General features: G+C 47.2%; 11 protein-coding genes. 7 read left to right on the forward strand and 4 right to left on the reverse strand.

Annotated elements, in window-relative coordinates:
* Position 1: 1 nt before the first annotated feature.
* Genes fetB through AB3G37_RS11280 form a run of 3 tightly spaced genes read right to left on the reverse strand, consistent with a single transcriptional unit; the run spans position 2 to position 2693 of the window.
* Positions 2 to 769, reverse strand: coding sequence for an iron export ABC transporter permease subunit FetB (gene fetB, locus AB3G37_RS11270; protein ID WP_009639051.1), 768 nt, complete (start codon positions 767 to 769; stop codon positions 2 to 4).
* Positions 756 to 1427, reverse strand: a complete 672-nt coding sequence (gene fetA, locus AB3G37_RS11275; RefSeq protein ID WP_369790745.1) for an iron ABC transporter ATP-binding protein FetA — start codon at positions 1425 to 1427, stop codon at positions 756 to 758. The genes fetB and fetA overlap by 14 nt, the downstream gene beginning before the upstream one ends.
* Positions 1428 to 1481: 54 nt before the next feature.
* Positions 1482 to 2693 carry an FAD-dependent oxidoreductase gene (locus tag AB3G37_RS11280; protein WP_369790943.1) on the reverse strand — a complete coding sequence of 404 codons (1212 nt, stop codon included), beginning with the start codon at positions 2691 to 2693 and terminating at the stop codon, positions 1482 to 1484.
* A 334-nt stretch (positions 2694 to 3027) separates the two neighbouring features.
* Here AB3G37_RS11280 and AB3G37_RS11285 point away from each other — a divergent pair, with 334 nt between their 5' ends.
* The 6 genes from AB3G37_RS11285 to AB3G37_RS11310 all read left to right on the forward strand — a co-directional run bounded on the left by AB3G37_RS11285 (position 3028) and on the right by AB3G37_RS11310 (position 9217).
* On the forward strand, positions 3028 to 3753 hold the full coding sequence (locus tag AB3G37_RS11285; protein WP_009639054.1) for a FadR/GntR family transcriptional regulator: 726 nt from the start codon (positions 3028 to 3030) through the stop codon (positions 3751 to 3753).
* Positions 3737 to 4936 (forward strand): PLP-dependent transferase, encoded by a 1200-nt coding sequence (locus AB3G37_RS11290; protein WP_369790746.1) that lies wholly within the window; start codon positions 3737 to 3739, stop codon positions 4934 to 4936. Before AB3G37_RS11285 ends, AB3G37_RS11290 begins: the two co-directional genes overlap by 17 nt.
* Before the next feature lie 65 nt (positions 4937 to 5001).
* Positions 5002 to 6276 carry a sugar ABC transporter substrate-binding protein gene (locus tag AB3G37_RS11295; RefSeq protein ID WP_369790747.1) on the forward strand — a complete coding sequence of 425 codons (1275 nt, stop codon included), beginning with the start codon at positions 5002 to 5004 and terminating at the stop codon, positions 6274 to 6276.
* A gap of 59 nt (positions 6277 to 6335) precedes the next feature.
* Positions 6336 to 7259 (forward strand): carbohydrate ABC transporter permease, encoded by a 924-nt coding sequence (locus AB3G37_RS11300; protein WP_369790748.1) that lies wholly within the window; start codon positions 6336 to 6338, stop codon positions 7257 to 7259.
* A gap of 10 nt (positions 7260 to 7269) precedes the next feature.
* Positions 7270 to 8097: a carbohydrate ABC transporter permease gene (locus AB3G37_RS11305; protein WP_369790749.1), complete on the forward strand. Its 828-nt coding sequence runs from the start codon at positions 7270 to 7272 to the stop codon at positions 8095 to 8097.
* A gap of 4 nt (positions 8098 to 8101) precedes the next feature.
* Positions 8102 to 9217: an ABC transporter ATP-binding protein gene (locus tag AB3G37_RS11310; protein ID WP_369790750.1), complete on the forward strand. Its 1116-nt coding sequence runs from the start codon at positions 8102 to 8104 to the stop codon at positions 9215 to 9217.
* An 81-nt stretch (positions 9218 to 9298) separates the two neighbouring features.
* Here AB3G37_RS11310 and AB3G37_RS11315 read toward each other — a convergent pair whose 3' ends face one another.
* Positions 9299 to 11236 (reverse strand): exoribonuclease II, encoded by a 1938-nt coding sequence (locus AB3G37_RS11315; protein ID WP_369790751.1) that lies wholly within the window; start codon positions 11234 to 11236, stop codon positions 9299 to 9301.
* Positions 11237 to 11480: 244 nt separating this feature from the next.
* On the opposite strand from AB3G37_RS11315, the gene AB3G37_RS11320 reads away from it, so the two are divergent.
* Positions 11481 to 16700, forward strand: coding sequence for a hypothetical protein (locus tag AB3G37_RS11320; protein WP_369790752.1), 5220 nt, complete (start codon positions 11481 to 11483; stop codon positions 16698 to 16700).
* Positions 16701 to 16733: the final 33 nt, after the last annotated feature.

Here is a 16733-nt window from a genome sequence, read left to right on the forward strand (position 1 = left end):
ACTATTTCAAAATTTTCAGCTGCGCTCGGTCATTAAAGAACCGTCGGTAAGAAAGATAGCCAGCAATTATCGTCGACAGACTGGCAGTGGCCAGCAGCATGAAAGTCACCATAATTTGGTATTTAATCGCCTTCACCGGGTCAATGCCCGCGAAAATCAGACCCGACATCATGCCCGGCAGGCTCACCAATCCAACAGTTTTAGCCGCATCGACAGTGGGGATCATTGCTGAGCGAATACTGTCGCGGATAATCGTACCGCAAGCCAGTTTGCTGCTCGCACCCAGGCTGAGCATTTCAAGAATTTTTTGCTGATTGTCGGCGAAACGTTGGTTCAAATTGCTATAACAAAGGCCCACAGCCACCATGGCGTTACCGGCAATCATCCCGGAAATGGGGATCACCTGCATCGGTAGAAACTCAATTGAACCGGACAGGATCAACACTGAAAGTGTCAATGCGGTGCCAATAGCGATGGCGATAAAAGAAATCACAAACCCGTTATCGATATTGCGGCTGCGTTTTTTGGCATTCAGCGCAGCATTAACGCAAATGAAAAGCACCATCAACACGGTCAGCCAGGCATTGTTGACTTCGAAAATGTATTTGAGCACGTATCCGACGATAATCAGCTGCACTATCGCTCGTGCTACGCTCCAAATAATGTCTTTTTCCAGACCTAACTTTTCTTTTTTACTGACCAGCAGGGCGACGACCACTAATACAAGCGCCAGTCCCAGTGATTCATTGGTAATGTTATGCTGATTCACGGGTGTTTTCTCCTGCGGTATCATGCTTTAAGGTGATGACCCGCTGCGCATGGCGGATTTCGTTTGTGTCGTGAGTCACCCAAATTACCGCCAGTCCTTGCTGTTTCACCAAGTCGGCAATAATCGCATTAACGTTCTGCTTGTTGTCTTCATCCAGCGCGCTGGTAATCTCGTCAAGTAACAGTACTTTGGGCAAAAACTGCAAATTTCGAAGTAATGAAACGCGCTGCTTCTCACCGCCCGAGAGTTCTTGCACGTTTTTATTGAGTAAATCGACAGGTAAATTAACGCGCGTTAGCCATTCGGCCATGAGTGATTTGTCGGCTTTTTTCCCACGAATCTCATAGGGCAAATAAAGATTATCCAATACTGTTTGTCCGAAAAGTACCGGCGTCTGAAAACAGTAGGAAACCTGCTGGCGATAGATTTCGGGTTTCATTTGGGTAATGTCTTGCCCCTCAAAAAAAATCTGTCCCTGGGTAGGATTTTGCAGAGAGGCGACAATTTTGAGCAGGGTACTTTTGCCACTGCCGGAAGGGCCGGTGAGCAGGCAGAACTCACCGGAGTTTAGCTCGAGCGAAGTTGGGCGCAGTAAAACTTGCTGATTAAGGCTAAAGCTCACATTCTGCAAGCGCAGTAAAGTTTTCGGGGATGACATATCAGGCTCGTTATCAATTATTTGCCGATAATGTTACCCGATTGCGATACCAAGTTACCTCTTAAAGTTTTCTTTAAAGAAACCAATTCCTATTAGCCTGCCGAACAGGAAAGGGACAAACGGACGCTGACGCACCCAAAGCTCCATGCCTGAAGGGGCTTTACGTCGAGGCTTTTGACCCGCCTTGCTGATCATGACTTGTAACGATTGCGTGGCCCAAGTCGGGAAGCGCCTGCGGCGTTGAACACGTTTCAAATGCTGCAAGGTCAATTTTCCTTTCAGCAATGCAGGAGTAATAATATTGGCAGTCGCTACGGCATCTTGAATAGCAAGGTTGACCCCAACGCCCCCGATGGGTGACATGGCGTGAGCTGCATCACCGATACACAGCAGGCCGGGTTTAGCCCATTCCTTGAGTCTGTCGATACGAATACTCAGCAGTTTGACTTGCTCCCAATCGGTAATTTCTTGCTGCAATCTCGTTACCTCGAAAGGCGAAATTTCAGCCAGATTAATGAGAAATGAAGCAAGGCCCTGATGCTGTAGACTTTCGAAACTGCCTTTGTTTATTGAGTAGCCACATTGCCAGTAATCACCGCGATCGATCATGATAAAGCCTTTTTTCGGCCCGCGGTGGCCGGTGGTCCATTCGGGATCGTCGGCAATCTTACTGACTCTAAGCCACAGCACGTCACGCGGCGCGCCGAAGTTCATCACTTCAAGACCGGCTTTTTCCCTGACTATCGAATGACGACCATCGCAGCCCACTACCAGCTCGGACCTAATCTGCTGTTCGCCCTGCGGGGTGATAAATCTAACGCCTTTAACTTGGCTATTCTCTTCAATTAATTCTTTAACGCTGGCCTGCTGAACAAGGGTGAAATTAGGCAGTTGCTGAGCTTTCTCATTGATAAAATTCAAAAAATCCCACTGCGGCATAAAAGCAATAAACTTGCAGCGTGTTGGCAGGCGGCTGAAATCTGCCATTGTTGCCTCTTTGCCGTCAATTTCACCCATCAATTTTTCGGCGCGCTGGTGCGGCAAGGCTAAAAACTCATCGAGATACCCCAGTTGCCAGATAATTTCCAGCGTCGAGGGATGAATGGTATCGCCACGAAAATCGCGCAAAAAGTCTGCATGCTTCTCCAGCACAGTAACGTTCACACCTTTAAGCGCCAACAGATAGCCGAGCATCAGTCCGGCCGGCCCGCCACCAACGATGCAACACGTTGTAGATAAAGGAGAAGGGGTGACGGTTGTGTTCATAGTCACAGGCATTCCTATTTTAGGGTTATTGGCGTTATCGTTTAGCAAAGCAATTTTTGATAATGATAATCATTCGATAAATGTTAAGTGTGGCTACTTTACTCCTCTCCGTCGGCACTTGCCAAGCTTTGCGCATTTACTGTGCATGATGGGGGTATTTTGCACAGCCTAGGCTCGCTAGTTAGTGCAAAAATGCTGCAGAAACAAATCTAATACATATGAAACATGCAGTTATAGAACTGGCAAGGCTTTTGCACGTATTCAGCAAAGTGGTCCATTGGTTGAGTTGTTGGACCAATTAATCAAACCGAATATTTCAGAGACAAAGGTGCCTATGGCTAACCTCGATAAAGGTCTGGATTTACTTAAACCTATAGCGCCGCAGCAAAGCGATACCCTGATCCTGGATGCCTTGACCCGTTACGTTGCGCAGTCAGGTACACTGGTCGGGCAACGTCTGCCACCAGAAAGAGTATTGGCGGAAGGTTTGGCGGTTAGTCGCAATACTGTGCGAGAGGCACTCAAACGCTGGGAAGCATTGGGGATTATTGTCCGCAAAAAGGGAAGTGGAACGTTTTTACATGCTGAAGTAAATGCAAATGATAGCTTCCTGTCACTGCGTTTCAAAAATGACTCGGCTACCATGTGGCATGCCCTCGAGGTGCGACGCATTATCGAATGCGAGTCTTCTGCACTTGCGGCGATACGTGCAACCACAGAAGACCTTGGCAATATCGAACAAAAACTCGATCAAATGGAAAGGGTTCATCTTCGCCAAGGGTCAGCCGGCGCTGAGGATTGGGCCTTTCATTCGTCAATCTATCAGGCCGCCAACAATCCATTGTTGCTGCAAATGGTCGGCGGCATTATCCATTTACTGCATGCTTTTTTCGAATCACCACCCGAGCAAGCGCTTTTTAGCGACTCTTTTCCTCTGCACCGCCTGTTATTTGACGCCATTGTCAGACGCGAGCCTGAAACCGCACGCCGTATCAGCCATGAAATTTTGAATATCACTGAACGCGACATGAAGGAAGTAATCAATGCTGCCAGAAAATAATGAGAATGGTTCACCCAAGTCAGATTTTGGCCCCAACGATTTTAGTGAGCGGACCCGGTTAGTGCACGATGCCCGTCACGATCGTGGCGCAATTTCGCCGCCTATCTATCAATCGTCGCTGTTTAGCTTTACCGATTACGACAGTATGATTTCTCGTTTTCGTGGTGAAAGTGACCATGCTTTATATTCGAGAGTCGATAATCCTACGGTGGTCGAGCTGCAGAAAAAGGTCGCTGAGCTGGAAGGGGGTGAAGCTTGCCTGGCTTTTGGCAGTGGCATGGCGGCTATCAGCAATGCGATCCTCGGCGTCGTTTTACCGGGCGATAAAGTGGTATGTATTAATCACGTCTATCCAGACACTTATCGTTTTCTACGTGGTTTCTGTACCCGTTTTAATATTCACGTCGAGTTCGTTGACGGCGGCAGCCTGCAGGCCGTAGAGCAAGCGATAATCGGTGCGAAAATGCTTTACCTTGAAAGCCCTAACAGCTGGGTGATGGGCGAACAAAATCTTAAAGCAATTGCCAAAATGGCCAAACAGGCTGGGGTTATCACGCTGATTGACAACAGCTGGGCTTCACCACTGTTTCAAAAGCCGCTTAACGATGGTATTGACGTGGTGATCCACTCCGCCTCGAAATATATCAGCGGGCACAGCGATGTAGTGGCTGGATTAGTGATTTCGACTCAGGAACGTATCAGCACAATTAGTCGCAATATCAGCCCGTTCCTTGGGGGCAAACTGTCGGCTAACGAAGCCTGGCTATTGCTGCGGGGGTTACGAACACTGCCATTGCGCATGCGCCAGCATCATGAAAGCGCGCTGTCCCTGGCGAAAAAACTGCAAGATTATCCTTATGTCACCAAGGTGAATCATCCGGGTTTACACCCGTTCAGCGATTCCAGTCTCACCGGTTATAGCGGCCTGTTTTCATTCGAACTGCATGATGCAGTTGATATCCCAACTTTCTGTAATCACTTACAGCTGTTTCGAATGGGGGTCAGTTGGGGAGGATTCGAAAGTCTGGTGATGCCGGCAATTTCTGTGCTCAATCAATCCGGTGAATTTAACTCTGCTATCGACTTTGGCGTTGGGCCTCGAGTGATCCGTATCTCTGTGGGCCTGGAAGAGACTGCCGACCTGTGGCGAGATTTGACTCACGCCATCGAATCTGCGCGTTAAGACTCGTTCTGATACTTAATATTTCGCCCTGACTTTTGCCGTTTTTTGAGTGGAGAATAACGATTATGCGACACCCGAAATTGACCTTGTTGGCGCTGAGCCTGGCACTTTTTTCAGCCACAAGCTTTGCTGCTACGAAACTAACGCTGGTCGAAGTGATAACCAGTCCGGCCAGGACTGAAATGCTGCAAAAAATGTTAACCGCTTATAAGACCCAGCATCCTGACGTTTCTATCGAGGTCATTTCTTTGCCCTGGGGACAGGCGTTTGAAAAACTTGGCACTATGATCCAGAGTGGCCAAATTCCTGATGTCGTTGAAATGCCTGACACCTGGCAGGGACTGTATGCCAGCAACGGCATGCTGGTTAATCTCGAGCCTCGGTTAAAAAGCTGGAGCAGTACGCCTGAGCTCACGGATAAAGCGTTAACCATGGCGCGTTCTTCCGGCGGGACGGCGACCATGATCCCCTATGGTTTTTATTTGCGCGCCATGTTTTGGAACAAAAAACTGTTCAAGGAAGCAGGACTGAGCGAAGCGCCAAAAACCATGGACGAATTTATGGCCGATTCGCAGAAAATCAGTGCACTGGGCAACGGCATTACAGGCTACTGCATGCGCGGTGGCGTGGGTGGCACAAATGCCTGGATGATGTTTATGGCGGCAATGAACGGCTCGCCGGAATTCTTTGATAAACAAGGTAATAGCACGCTGACTCAACCAAACGCGGTCAAAGGTGCGCAGTTCCTGGTTGATATGTACAAGAAGGGCTACACCTCAAAAGATAGCGTCAACTGGGGCTTCAACGAAATCGTCTCCAGCTTCTACTCCGGTAAATGCGCAATGCTCGATCAGGACCCCGATGCGCTGATCGCCATCCGGAACAGCATGAATCCAGACGATTTTGCCGTCGCACCTATGCCGGTCGGGCCAAGCGGTAAAGCCTTCCCGACGATAGGTTACACCGGATGGTCGATGTTTAAGCAAAGCAAAAATCAGGATGCCGGGTGGTCGCTTATTTCATTCCTTAGCGATAAAGAAAATAACCTGACCTGGTCCAAGTTTGTTGGCACCTTGCCTATCTATAAGGGCGCCGAACAGGACGCTTACTACCATGCGCCGCAGTTTGCCGGTTGGTTCCAGGAGCTCAACAGCCCTGACTATGTGCCACTGACCATGCCGACTCATCTAAAAGGCTGGGGTTATTTTAACTCGGTTATCGTAAAGGAAAGCTCGCAGGAAACGCTTTTGGGTGAAAACGATACCCAAAGCATGGTCGCCGACTGGGCAAAATATCTGACCAAAGAACAAAAATCCTGGCTTGCCGATCAAAATAAGTGATCTGACTGCGACCCCTGCTTTCACAGGCAGGGGCTGCCTCATAATAACGGAGATGCGTCATGATGTTAGAAGCTTCGCCCGCTGTCACTGTTGCCGAGCCGCGCTTTCCTCGATTACGCGCGCTGCTTGAACCTTGGGTTTATTTAACGCCAACCCTGATACTGATCGGCCTGTTTATCTTTGTGCCCATGGCTATCGGCATTTCTTATGCCTTCCAAAATATTCAGCTGCTGAATCCATTTGATACCGGTTGGGTCGGGCTGGATAACTTTCGCACTATGTTTGCCGACAGGCATTTCTATGCGGCATTGCGCCATACTTTCAATTGGACACTGACCTCGCTGGTATTACAGTTTGCATTGGGATTAGGGCTGGCGCTGCTGCTGAATCGAGAATTCCCGATGCGACGCTGGGTACAGGCGCTGGTGTTTTTGCCTTGGGCAGTGCCGGCTTTTTTGTCTGGACTGACTTGGGCCTGGCTGCTTAATCCAGTGATCGGCATTCTGCCGCATTGGATGGCCAGCCTGCATATCATCAGCCAGCCTTATAATATTCTTTCCGACCCTCAGTTGGCGCTGTACGGGCCAGTGTTGGCCAATGTCTGGTTTGGAATCCCCTTTTTTGCCATCACGCTGCTGGCTGCCTTGCAGTCTATTCCCAAGGATTTGTATGAGGCAGCGTCGATGGACGGTGCCAGCGGCTGGCAACAGTTCAGGAAAGTGACTTTGCCGTTTCTGGCACCGATGATCGCTATCACTGTGATGCTGCGCACTATCTGGATTGCTAACTTTGCCGATTTGATTGTGGTAATGACGGACGGCGGCCCGGCGAATTCAACCTCGATACTGTCGAGTTTTATCTTCACTACCGCCTATCGAAAGCTGGATTTTGGCTACGCCTCGGCAATGGCGGTTTTCCTGCTGGTGTTAATGACACTTTATGCGCTAGTGCTGCTGCGCATTCGCCATCAGCTTTTGAAATAGGAGCGCGACCATGAACCTATTATTAAGAAAGGGCGGCCATCGGTTGGGTATTTTGCTCTATCTGTTGTTTGCGCTGTTTCCTGTCTACTGGCTAATTAAAATTTCGGTCACACCGGACAAACTCTTATACAGCGAGGGGGTCAGAATGTGGCCCAGCCAGCTGACGTTGGTGCATTTTCAACGCGTGTTTAGCGAAAGCGACTTTCCGCTCTATTTCTTTAACAGCATGGTGGTTTCACTCGGTACAGCGGCATTATCGACGCTGATTGCCGCCGCAGCGGGTTTCGCTTTTTCGCGTTTCAGCTTTCGCGGCAAAACTGTAATGGCGGCATTGCTGTTATTCACCCAGATGTTCCCGCTAGTGATGATACTGGCTCCTATCTATAAGGTCATGGCGCCGCTTGGCTTAACCAACAGCCTGCTGGGGTTGATCCTGATTTATACCGCCTTCAACGTGCCGTTTGCGACATTTTTGATGCAGTCGTTTTTTGACAGTATTCCGAAAGATCTCGAGGAGTCGGCGATGCTGGAGGGATGCAGCCGATTTATGGCGCTGCGCAAGGTTATTGTGCCTCTGACTTTACCGGGCATGGCGGCAACGCTAGGTTTTGTTTTTACTTCGGCCTGGAGCGAATTGCTGTTTTCGCTAATGCTGATTAACAAAAACGAAGTGATGACTTTCCCTGTTGGGTTATTGAGTTTTGTTTCGAAATTTGCCGTTTCCTGGGGAGACATGATGGCCGCAGCCGTCATGGCGATGATCCCCGCCTGTGTTTTCTTTGCGTTTATACAACGTTATTTAGTGCAGGGCTTAACCGCCGGTGCAGTGAAAGGATGATCTCATGGCTCAAATAAAAATTACCGATCTTCAAAAACGTTACGATAACGTCGAGGTGCTGCGCCATATCAATTTGACAATCCATGACGGCGAATTTGTGGTGCTGGTGGGGCCCTCAGGCTGCGGTAAATCGACCCTGCTGCGCACCATTGCCGGACTGGAAACCGCGAGCTCCGGCGATATCCACATTGGTAGCCGCCTGATGAATCAGGTTGCGCCTAAGGATCGAGACATCTCGATGGTGTTTCAAAGCTACGCGTTATACCCGCATATGACCGTGGCGCGTAATATGGGGTTCAGTCTCGAGGTGCAAAAAAAGCCTAAGGCAGAGATTGACGCTGCGGTGAACAAAGCGGCCGAAATCCTCGGGCTGACGGCGTTGCTACAGCGGCGGCCCAAGGAGCTTTCGGGAGGACAAAGACAGCGAGTAGCAATGGGGCGCGCTATTGTTCGAGAGCCTCAGGTGTTTTTGTTTGATGAGCCATTATCGAATCTTGATGCCCAGCTGCGCGGACAGATGCGTATCGAAATCAAAAGCCTGCATCAGCGAATGAAAAACACCATTGTTTACGTGACTCACGATCAGGTCGAAGCCATGACCTTAGCGGATCGAATCGTGGTATTAAACCACGGGCTGATACAACAGGTGGGTACGCCGCTGGAGCTTTACGACACACCGGCCAATCGTTTTGTCGCCAGCTTTATCGGATCGCCAGCAATGAATTTCATCGACGGAGAACTTGAGCGCCATGAAAAGGGCTGCGGAGTGCGGATCAATAACCAGTTGTTGTTGCCAGTGGATGAGCAGTACGGGGATTTAGCTGCGGGACGCGATGTCACCTACGGTATTCGCCCCGAGGCGCTGGAACTTTGCCAGCACAACGAATCGGGCGCGCTGCCGCTAGACATAACGCTTATTGAACCGACCGGTCTTAGCGAACTGATCCACGGCAAAATTGCCGGTGAGGCGGTGAGTGTTTATAGCATGGTGCGATCGGGGGCAGGACCGGGCGGCAGAGTGTGGGTGCGATTAGATGCTTCTCGTATGCAGTTGTTTGACCGTGACAGTCAACAGAGGATTATCAAAACGGGAGAACGTGCCAACGATCGCGCAGCCTGACTTTCATTCGAAATAAGCGCATAAAAAAACCTGCGGGCGTTAACCGGCAGGTTTTTTATTGCTGCTATCTATCGTCGAGGATTAGGTAGCAGGCTTGGCTATTACATTGCGGTTTTCCATACGGACTTCAGCAATGTTCACGTCAATAATATCGCTCTGACGGTAGGCTTCTTCGCCTTTGATAAGCACCGTGCCGGTATCCACGCTGCAAACCAGTTCATCACGAACCGCGTGCAGGAAAGGAGCCGGGATAAAGGCAACCGCGCCGATATCTTGCAGACGAACGCGCAGACCACCACGAGTCACATCGATAATCTCGGCGCTGAACTTAACGTCAGTGCCCACTTTATCTTCGAGATAGCGGGCATACAGCCAATCACCCACATCGCGTTCGGCCATGCGGCCAAGACGGCGGCGTTCAGCCAGCTGAACCGTCATGTCGTCGTGCGGCTTCTCGGCATTCTGGTTAGTTATCATCGCTTTAAGCAGGCGATGGTTGACCATGTCACCGTATTTACGAATCGGTGACGTCCAGGTGGCGTAAGCTTCCAGTCCAAGACCAAAGTGCGGGCCAGGAACAGTGCTGATTTCAGCAAAGGTCTGGAAACGGCGAATACGGCTGTCGAGGAACTGAGTTGGCATCGCGTCAAGCTTGCGGCGCAATGCGCAGAAGCCAGGCAGCGTCAGCAGTGTTTCGCCATCGGCTTCAACATCGTTGGCTTGCAGAACTGCAACGGCGTTTTCAACCAGCAGCGGGTCGAAGCCATTGTGTACGTTGTACACGCCAAAACCAATGTTATCGCGCAGGGCAATCGCGGCACAGACGTTCGCGGCAATCATGCACTCTTCAACGATGCGGTTGGCGATACGGCGGTGCTCGGCAATAATTTCCAGTACGTTGCCTTTCTCACCAAGCACGAAGCGGAAGTCAGGGCGATCTTTGAACACTAACGCGTTCTCGGTGCGCCATCCGCTGCGAAGGTCGCAAACGCGTTTCAGCAGGCGAATTTGTTCAGCAATGGTGTCGTTTTGTGGCTGCCAATGGCCAGTATCTTCCAGCCAGTCGGAAACTTCGTCATAAACCAGTTTGGCATTGGACTCGATCCACGCGGCATAGAAACGAATATCATCACCCAGCGCACCGTCAGCAGACAAAGTCACGCTGCAAGCAAGCACAGGGCGACGTTCGTTTGGCAACAGAGAACACAGGTTGTCAGACAGCTCGCGGGGCAGCATCGGGATATTGAAGCCCGGAAGGTAGTTGGTGAAAGCGCGTTTACGAGCCAGGTTGTCGGCATCACTGCCTTCAGTCACATAAGCCGTTGGGTCGGCAATCGCGATGTTCAACTGCAGCGTGCCATCACCGTTATCTTTAACATAGAGCGCATCGTCCATGTCTTTGGTGCTGGCGCTGTCGATGGTTACGAAAGGCAGGGCGGTCAGGTCTTCACGCGTAAGGCCTTGTTCCAAAAGCTCTGTTACGTCAAATTGTGGAGCTTCACGATCCAGATTATGACGTGCCAGCGTAACCCACCACGGAGCCAGGTCGTCGCTGCCAGTGGTTATCCACTCTGTCAGCTCAGCCTGAAAGCCGCGATCGCCTTCTTTTAACGGGTGGCGACGCATTTCAGCCACACACCAGTCACCCTCGTTAACTTCATGATTGAAGTTACGACCGGTGCGGCACTGAATAGCCTCACGCAGTAATGGATGGTCAGGCATGATGGAAAGACGATCGTCTTTTTTAATCACGCGGCCGACAAAACGGCTCAGGAAAGGTTCGACCAGCGTTTCCGGCTGAACGATTTCTCGCTCTTTTTCTGTCTGTACCGAGGCAATAACACGGTCGCCATGCATGACTTTTTTCATGTACGGCGGCGGAATGAAATAGCTCTTTTGACCGTCTACTTCAAGAAAGCCAAAGCCTTTCTCAGTACCTTTTACGATGCCTTCGACACGTGGCGTCTGAGAGTGAAGTTGCTGTTTTAGCTGTGCGAGCAGCGGGTTATCTTGAAACATATCGTCCAGAGAATGAGGTTAGAGTTGTTCGATTAGCGGCAGACAGTTTTACGCGAATCAGGCACTGTGGGCAAGCAGCATCTGTCTATTTTGGCTTTATTGAGAGCGTCTAAATGAGAGCCTCCCCGAATCATGGGCTGATAATTAATCGTTGAGCGTAATATGATAGCGCGGAAAAAAATCAGCGTTTAAAAACACTTCACTTAAATCCAGGAATATCAGATTCCCATGTGAGGTATGAACCATGTCTTTAGTGAATCTCCAAAATGCTGTTGGTGTTAAAGGCAGGTCTGAAAACGGGCTTGTTGACGCGTTATCTTTCTACAACCAATTCACGCAGTTTATCGACGAGGTTAGAAATGCCCCGGTAAGGCTGATTTCAATATGTGGCGTGAATAATATTCACGGCATGAATCATGTCAGTTTAACTATTGCACATGTGCTGAATGCCTCCCGGCACGGGATTGAGCAACTTATTAAATGCTACATCCCTGTTAATGTTGATGAGAAGCGCCTGGCAACGGTTCTCGACAAGTCGAAAGCACAGCTTGTTTTGCAAATTGCGGAAAATAAACAGCTGCTGGAGCAATTATATACCCCATCACCTTTCCCCCCTCCTGAAAGCCAACCACAGAGGATGGAACTTGAAGTCTCCAAATTGCTGGCGTTTGCAGGATTGTCGTCGATGGGTATTCCTGCCGAGGTAAACCCTTGGGTACTCAATGAGTTAATCAAAATATTAGGCCGAGCCGGAGCATTGATCTCTGATGCGACAAGTCAACGCGACAAGCTAATTCTGCAATTTTTATCCTCGCAGTGTGATGGGCGTTATCTTACCGGCGAGTGGTTGATAAGTTTGCTATTACCTTTCATAAAACACGTCGATCTACTTCAAGCCGGGTTAGGCACGGCGTTGTACCATATAGGCACCTGCAACCCAGTGCTGATATTGTTTCCTTGTGGCAGTAAATATCCCCCGCTCTTGGCATCCACAGCCGAATCAATCCAACAACCGTTTACTGATGACTATCTTGCCGATTCGCTATCGATAACACTGCCGGGCACCACTCTTTACTATGGTTTATCGTTTCCGAAAAATGGGGTGCCTTTACAAGATGTTCATTATTGGATTTCACCAAACTCTTGCGCGGCGTTTAAAGGATTTTACCGCCAGTTACCGCAAGGACATTGCCCAGAACCCCTGCAGAAAAACGGCACCGGCATGGCCAAAAGTTTTGCGGGTGCCAGTGGCTGGGGGCGAGTTTTCCCCGAGACTCATCAAGTCGTTTACATCCTTAATACCGGTTTACGCGGTATCGCGATAGAGACTCGTGAGCAAGCAGTGGGGCATTTTCCTGACTTTTCGATTGACCCGACACGGGTGAAAATTGACGCATTATCGATACCCTTTGCCAGGGCGATGCAGGGATGGGCAGTTGCACCAGACTGCAATTTGACGCCGCCAAACCACGACGATGCCGTGATCGAAAACAATAATCCCCCGCAGACATTGACTGAAACGCTTAGGAAAGGGCTGATTGATATTGATGGCATGATGAGTTTTTTTCGCACGGTAAACGGCGAGCCTACAGTGCTAAAAACAACATTTGACTGGCGAGCGCGTAAGCAAAGAAGCGAGCAGGCAGAGAAAACAAAACTCAATCGTAATCCCAATATTGAACAAATATTTCCTGATGAGTATACCTACGACGCGATTACTCGTCGTTATCAGCCACTATTTGACGAAAACAAGCCCGGCTTTACGATGATAAGGCTGGTAGAAAAAATGCTCGATGAAAACACCCGTTCTTATTTGCTAAGTGATGAGATAATAAATATCCCGTTATCGATAAGCCATTATTATTTCTGTGCCAGTCTAGACATGAGCCAACAGTCACGGGCATTAATAGTCAATGGCTTTGTAAAATACATACTCTATTTGTTAAAGGTTGAACGTGTTTTTGATACGAAAGATTTTGCGGAGATTTATTCTTTACTTAATAGCTTTCATCCGTTCGACCTCTCTCTGGCTGGTAAGTTGGGGCGTTTTATAAAAGTAGATTCAGGCAGTAAATACATTGATATTCATATGATAAGAATAATCGCCAAGTTGGGGTTTCCGTTTAATGCAGTAGTGGGTATGGGGCATTACACTCACGAAATGCAGGGTTGGAAATTAATGTTGGGTTTGTTACTGGAGCAATATTTCCCGGAAAATAGCAGGGGGAGGCCACTTGAAAAAATAAATGAGTTTATATTCATCATGACTAGTAGTTCGGTAACCACCGTTGACAGGCAGAGATTTATGCGATTGCTAACTCATCCTCCAATTTGCTTTCTAATAGAGCTCATGGGGCTGGATATTTTACATGAAAGATTAATTGGTGATAACAATGAAGAAATTATCAAAATACTGTCTGAGTTTAATAAGGCAGCCACTGAGCGCTATAAATTCTTGGCCGTTAGTAGCTATACCGTAGTGGACCAATTCTATGCTTTTTATAAAAATGACAACCAGTTGTCAAAAACTCAAAGAGTGGACGTTATAAGACAATCGTTGATTACTGCTGTTGAGCTGACATTACAGTTTATTATGAAAAACTGGTTTTATCAATCGAGTATAAAACAGGTCAAGCTTTACGTGCAGAGCATTTACTACACTTGTTGGGTAAAGGGAGTATCCCGAAGAATAAAAAACAAAGATATTTATCAGGGAGGAGTGGTTGCTTTTGAGTTTAATAAAAATAAATATTTCTTCTATATTGATGACTCTGCAGAGTGTTCTTATTTGGGAGTAAATGAAGAGGACGCTAAAAGGTCACTGCTTGATAATAAAATCTTTTTTAAAAAAGATGATATCCAACAGGTTTTTTTTGAGAAAACAGGACATAATTTTAGTGAAATCGACGGTGGTATAACACTTTTACTCGATGATGTAGATACTTTTACTCTCGATAGCGACTTTACACCGGCAGCCGTTAGCTTTGTTGATCAAATAGCGCTGAGTACCCCGAGGAAAAATAAGCTGGTAGGCAACACGTTCTTCACAAGAATGCAAGATTGGTACAATGAGCTGTCTGCTGCCTCTTTTATTCCGCTTTGGGGATGTTACGAAGGGCTTGGCAATCCACAGCTTGATAAAATAGAAAAGTTTGTTGGTTGTAGTGTAGAAGTTCCCACATTGTCATTGTTGGCACATAAAAGTGTCGAGTTAATAAAAACAGTTAAGAGTACGCTCTATTTTAGGCCGCAGGACCTGTTCTCTGATTTGACGCAAACAACAAGTTCTTCGCGAACGCTGCTTATTTCTCCAGACAAGAGGATCATTTTATCCACCGAAGCGCCAATCGAATTACCTGGAATAAGGGGAGAAACTTCAGCTTCGCGAATGATCGCCTGTTTACACGGATCGAGCGTTGAATCTTTCAGCAGCTATTCCTCTTCCAGCGATTCAGTATATTATTTTGGAAGAACCGGCCCAGTATTAATGGATAATCCTGCTTCGCCAGTCCGTGCATTGGAAAGCTCTGCGAGTATGAGCGACTTATCAAGCTCGTATGAGAGTCTTGCGGGGCGTATTACGATGAACAGGCTTGAAGAATATCCTAATGAGAATGAAATTTTTGATCAAGAAGAAGATATTAAACAGTTTCTCGATATGATGAAGGGGCGCATCAGAGACAGGCAAAAGCAGTCAATACATGCAACAGTGAACATTCTTGGAGAAACGGCAAATGAACTGTTAGCCAATATTCCTCATCTGGTTACCACACAAAGTGGAGCTAAAGCGGTAGCCTATTCTATTTTGGTGATTGCCATCATTGAGGTTTTTAAAACTGCAATTCTCGCACTTTATAATGAAGCTAAACATGGTGGATATCAAGATACTAATATTATTGATTTCAAGCTCAAATTTGTTGATAAAATAAAGCTTCAATTGGAAATACACCAAAATGGCAAGGATAAAGCCTCTACTGTTACACATAATATACCCCTTTCGGCAGAAGAAGCTAGAAAGGTAAGGAGGAATGGTCTAATAAGTTTACCAAAAGAAGAAAAAATAAATACCAATGTACTTAGAAAGCAAACACGCTTGGCGGTAGACTTTAATAAAATCGTTATGAATAGTCTGCTGAAAGGGTTGCCGTTTCCAAACCGCAAGATGCCTTCTCTCTCATTAGCTCGAGAGTTGACAGTTGAACGACCTGCTGTTGCTGTAAACTACTTTAGGACTCTATCTCTGGAGAGTAATGATTTTCTAGACTTACTTATTTTCAAACATGAACTTAATGATGATCTGAAAAATACCACAGTACGCTGTGGGCCGGTGAAGTCGAATGCTCAATATAATTTAGCTGATGAATCGTCGGGAGATATAGCCGAAACTTTACCCCTTATTGAGGCCATTAGTAAGTATAAAAATAAAAACATAAAAATAGTTTACCCTAACTCTATTGACAGGCAAATTCAGTGTTTAATTGAAATATATCGTAATGCTACCGTTGCTGACTATGTAAATGAATACAATAGGGTGCATCGAATACAGTTTTTAAGGTTGACTAATAAAGAGTATTTGAATTTTAGCATAGAGAATCTGCGCTATTACCTTGAGGATTTCAAAAGTATTAATATTAATTTTCTAGAGGTAACGCTGATTGGTTTTTCTCCTTTTAATGTTACCGTCATGACGTTGGCAGAGTTGTTTTTAAAGATGCAGGAAGATGTTTTATGGCTAAGGAAAAACAAGCTATTAATGTTTTCATCAGAAACGCCGGCTGATGTTTGTATTTTACTGCATCAATATTTTAATGCTTCAGCAGAGCAGAGAATGGCTGAAAGGGATACCAATATTGAGCAAAATACTTTTTCAGGGTTGGGTATCGACAGGGTGAAATCCCTGGTTACGCCATACTTCACGTTACCCGCCGAGCTGTTTTTTAACAGTCGTATGATCCGTTATGGTTTCGCGCGTCAGGATTTTCTACAACCGGTATTTAGCTATGTAATTAATAATCAGCTGATTAGCGTCACCTTAATGGATGTGCTTAGCGGGCGTTTGAGCGTTGATCTTAATCAGCATTACTTGCTCGAAAATAATAAAATGCTTAAAAATGAAATTCAAAATTATGTGAATGCGTCTGAATCAATGAGGCGGGAAGAAAGAAAGCGTATTGAATTATATTACACAATCTATCGTCGTGATGAGGTTTATCTAACACAGACTGATGAGTTTATTCGCAGAATAGCAGGAAGATATCATGCGCAAGAGATGATAACGCCAATAACGCAAGTTGAAATTATCGATCTACACGGTAGTAAAATCACCTCTTTACTACAAGCTTTGGACGATAGAACGGATAACAGCATCATAAGTTATCCGCTTGGCTGGCCCGGAGAAGCTGCGAATGAGTTCGATGTTTATCGCTGCATTCGCTATGGCAATCTTACGCCGTATATTCCCTGACTCACAGAGTAGGCCTGCGAGTCAGGGAAATTG

Source organism: Rouxiella sp. WC2420 (genome assembly GCF_041200025.1).
Taxonomy (GTDB): Bacteria; Pseudomonadota; Gammaproteobacteria; order Enterobacterales; family Enterobacteriaceae; genus Rouxiella.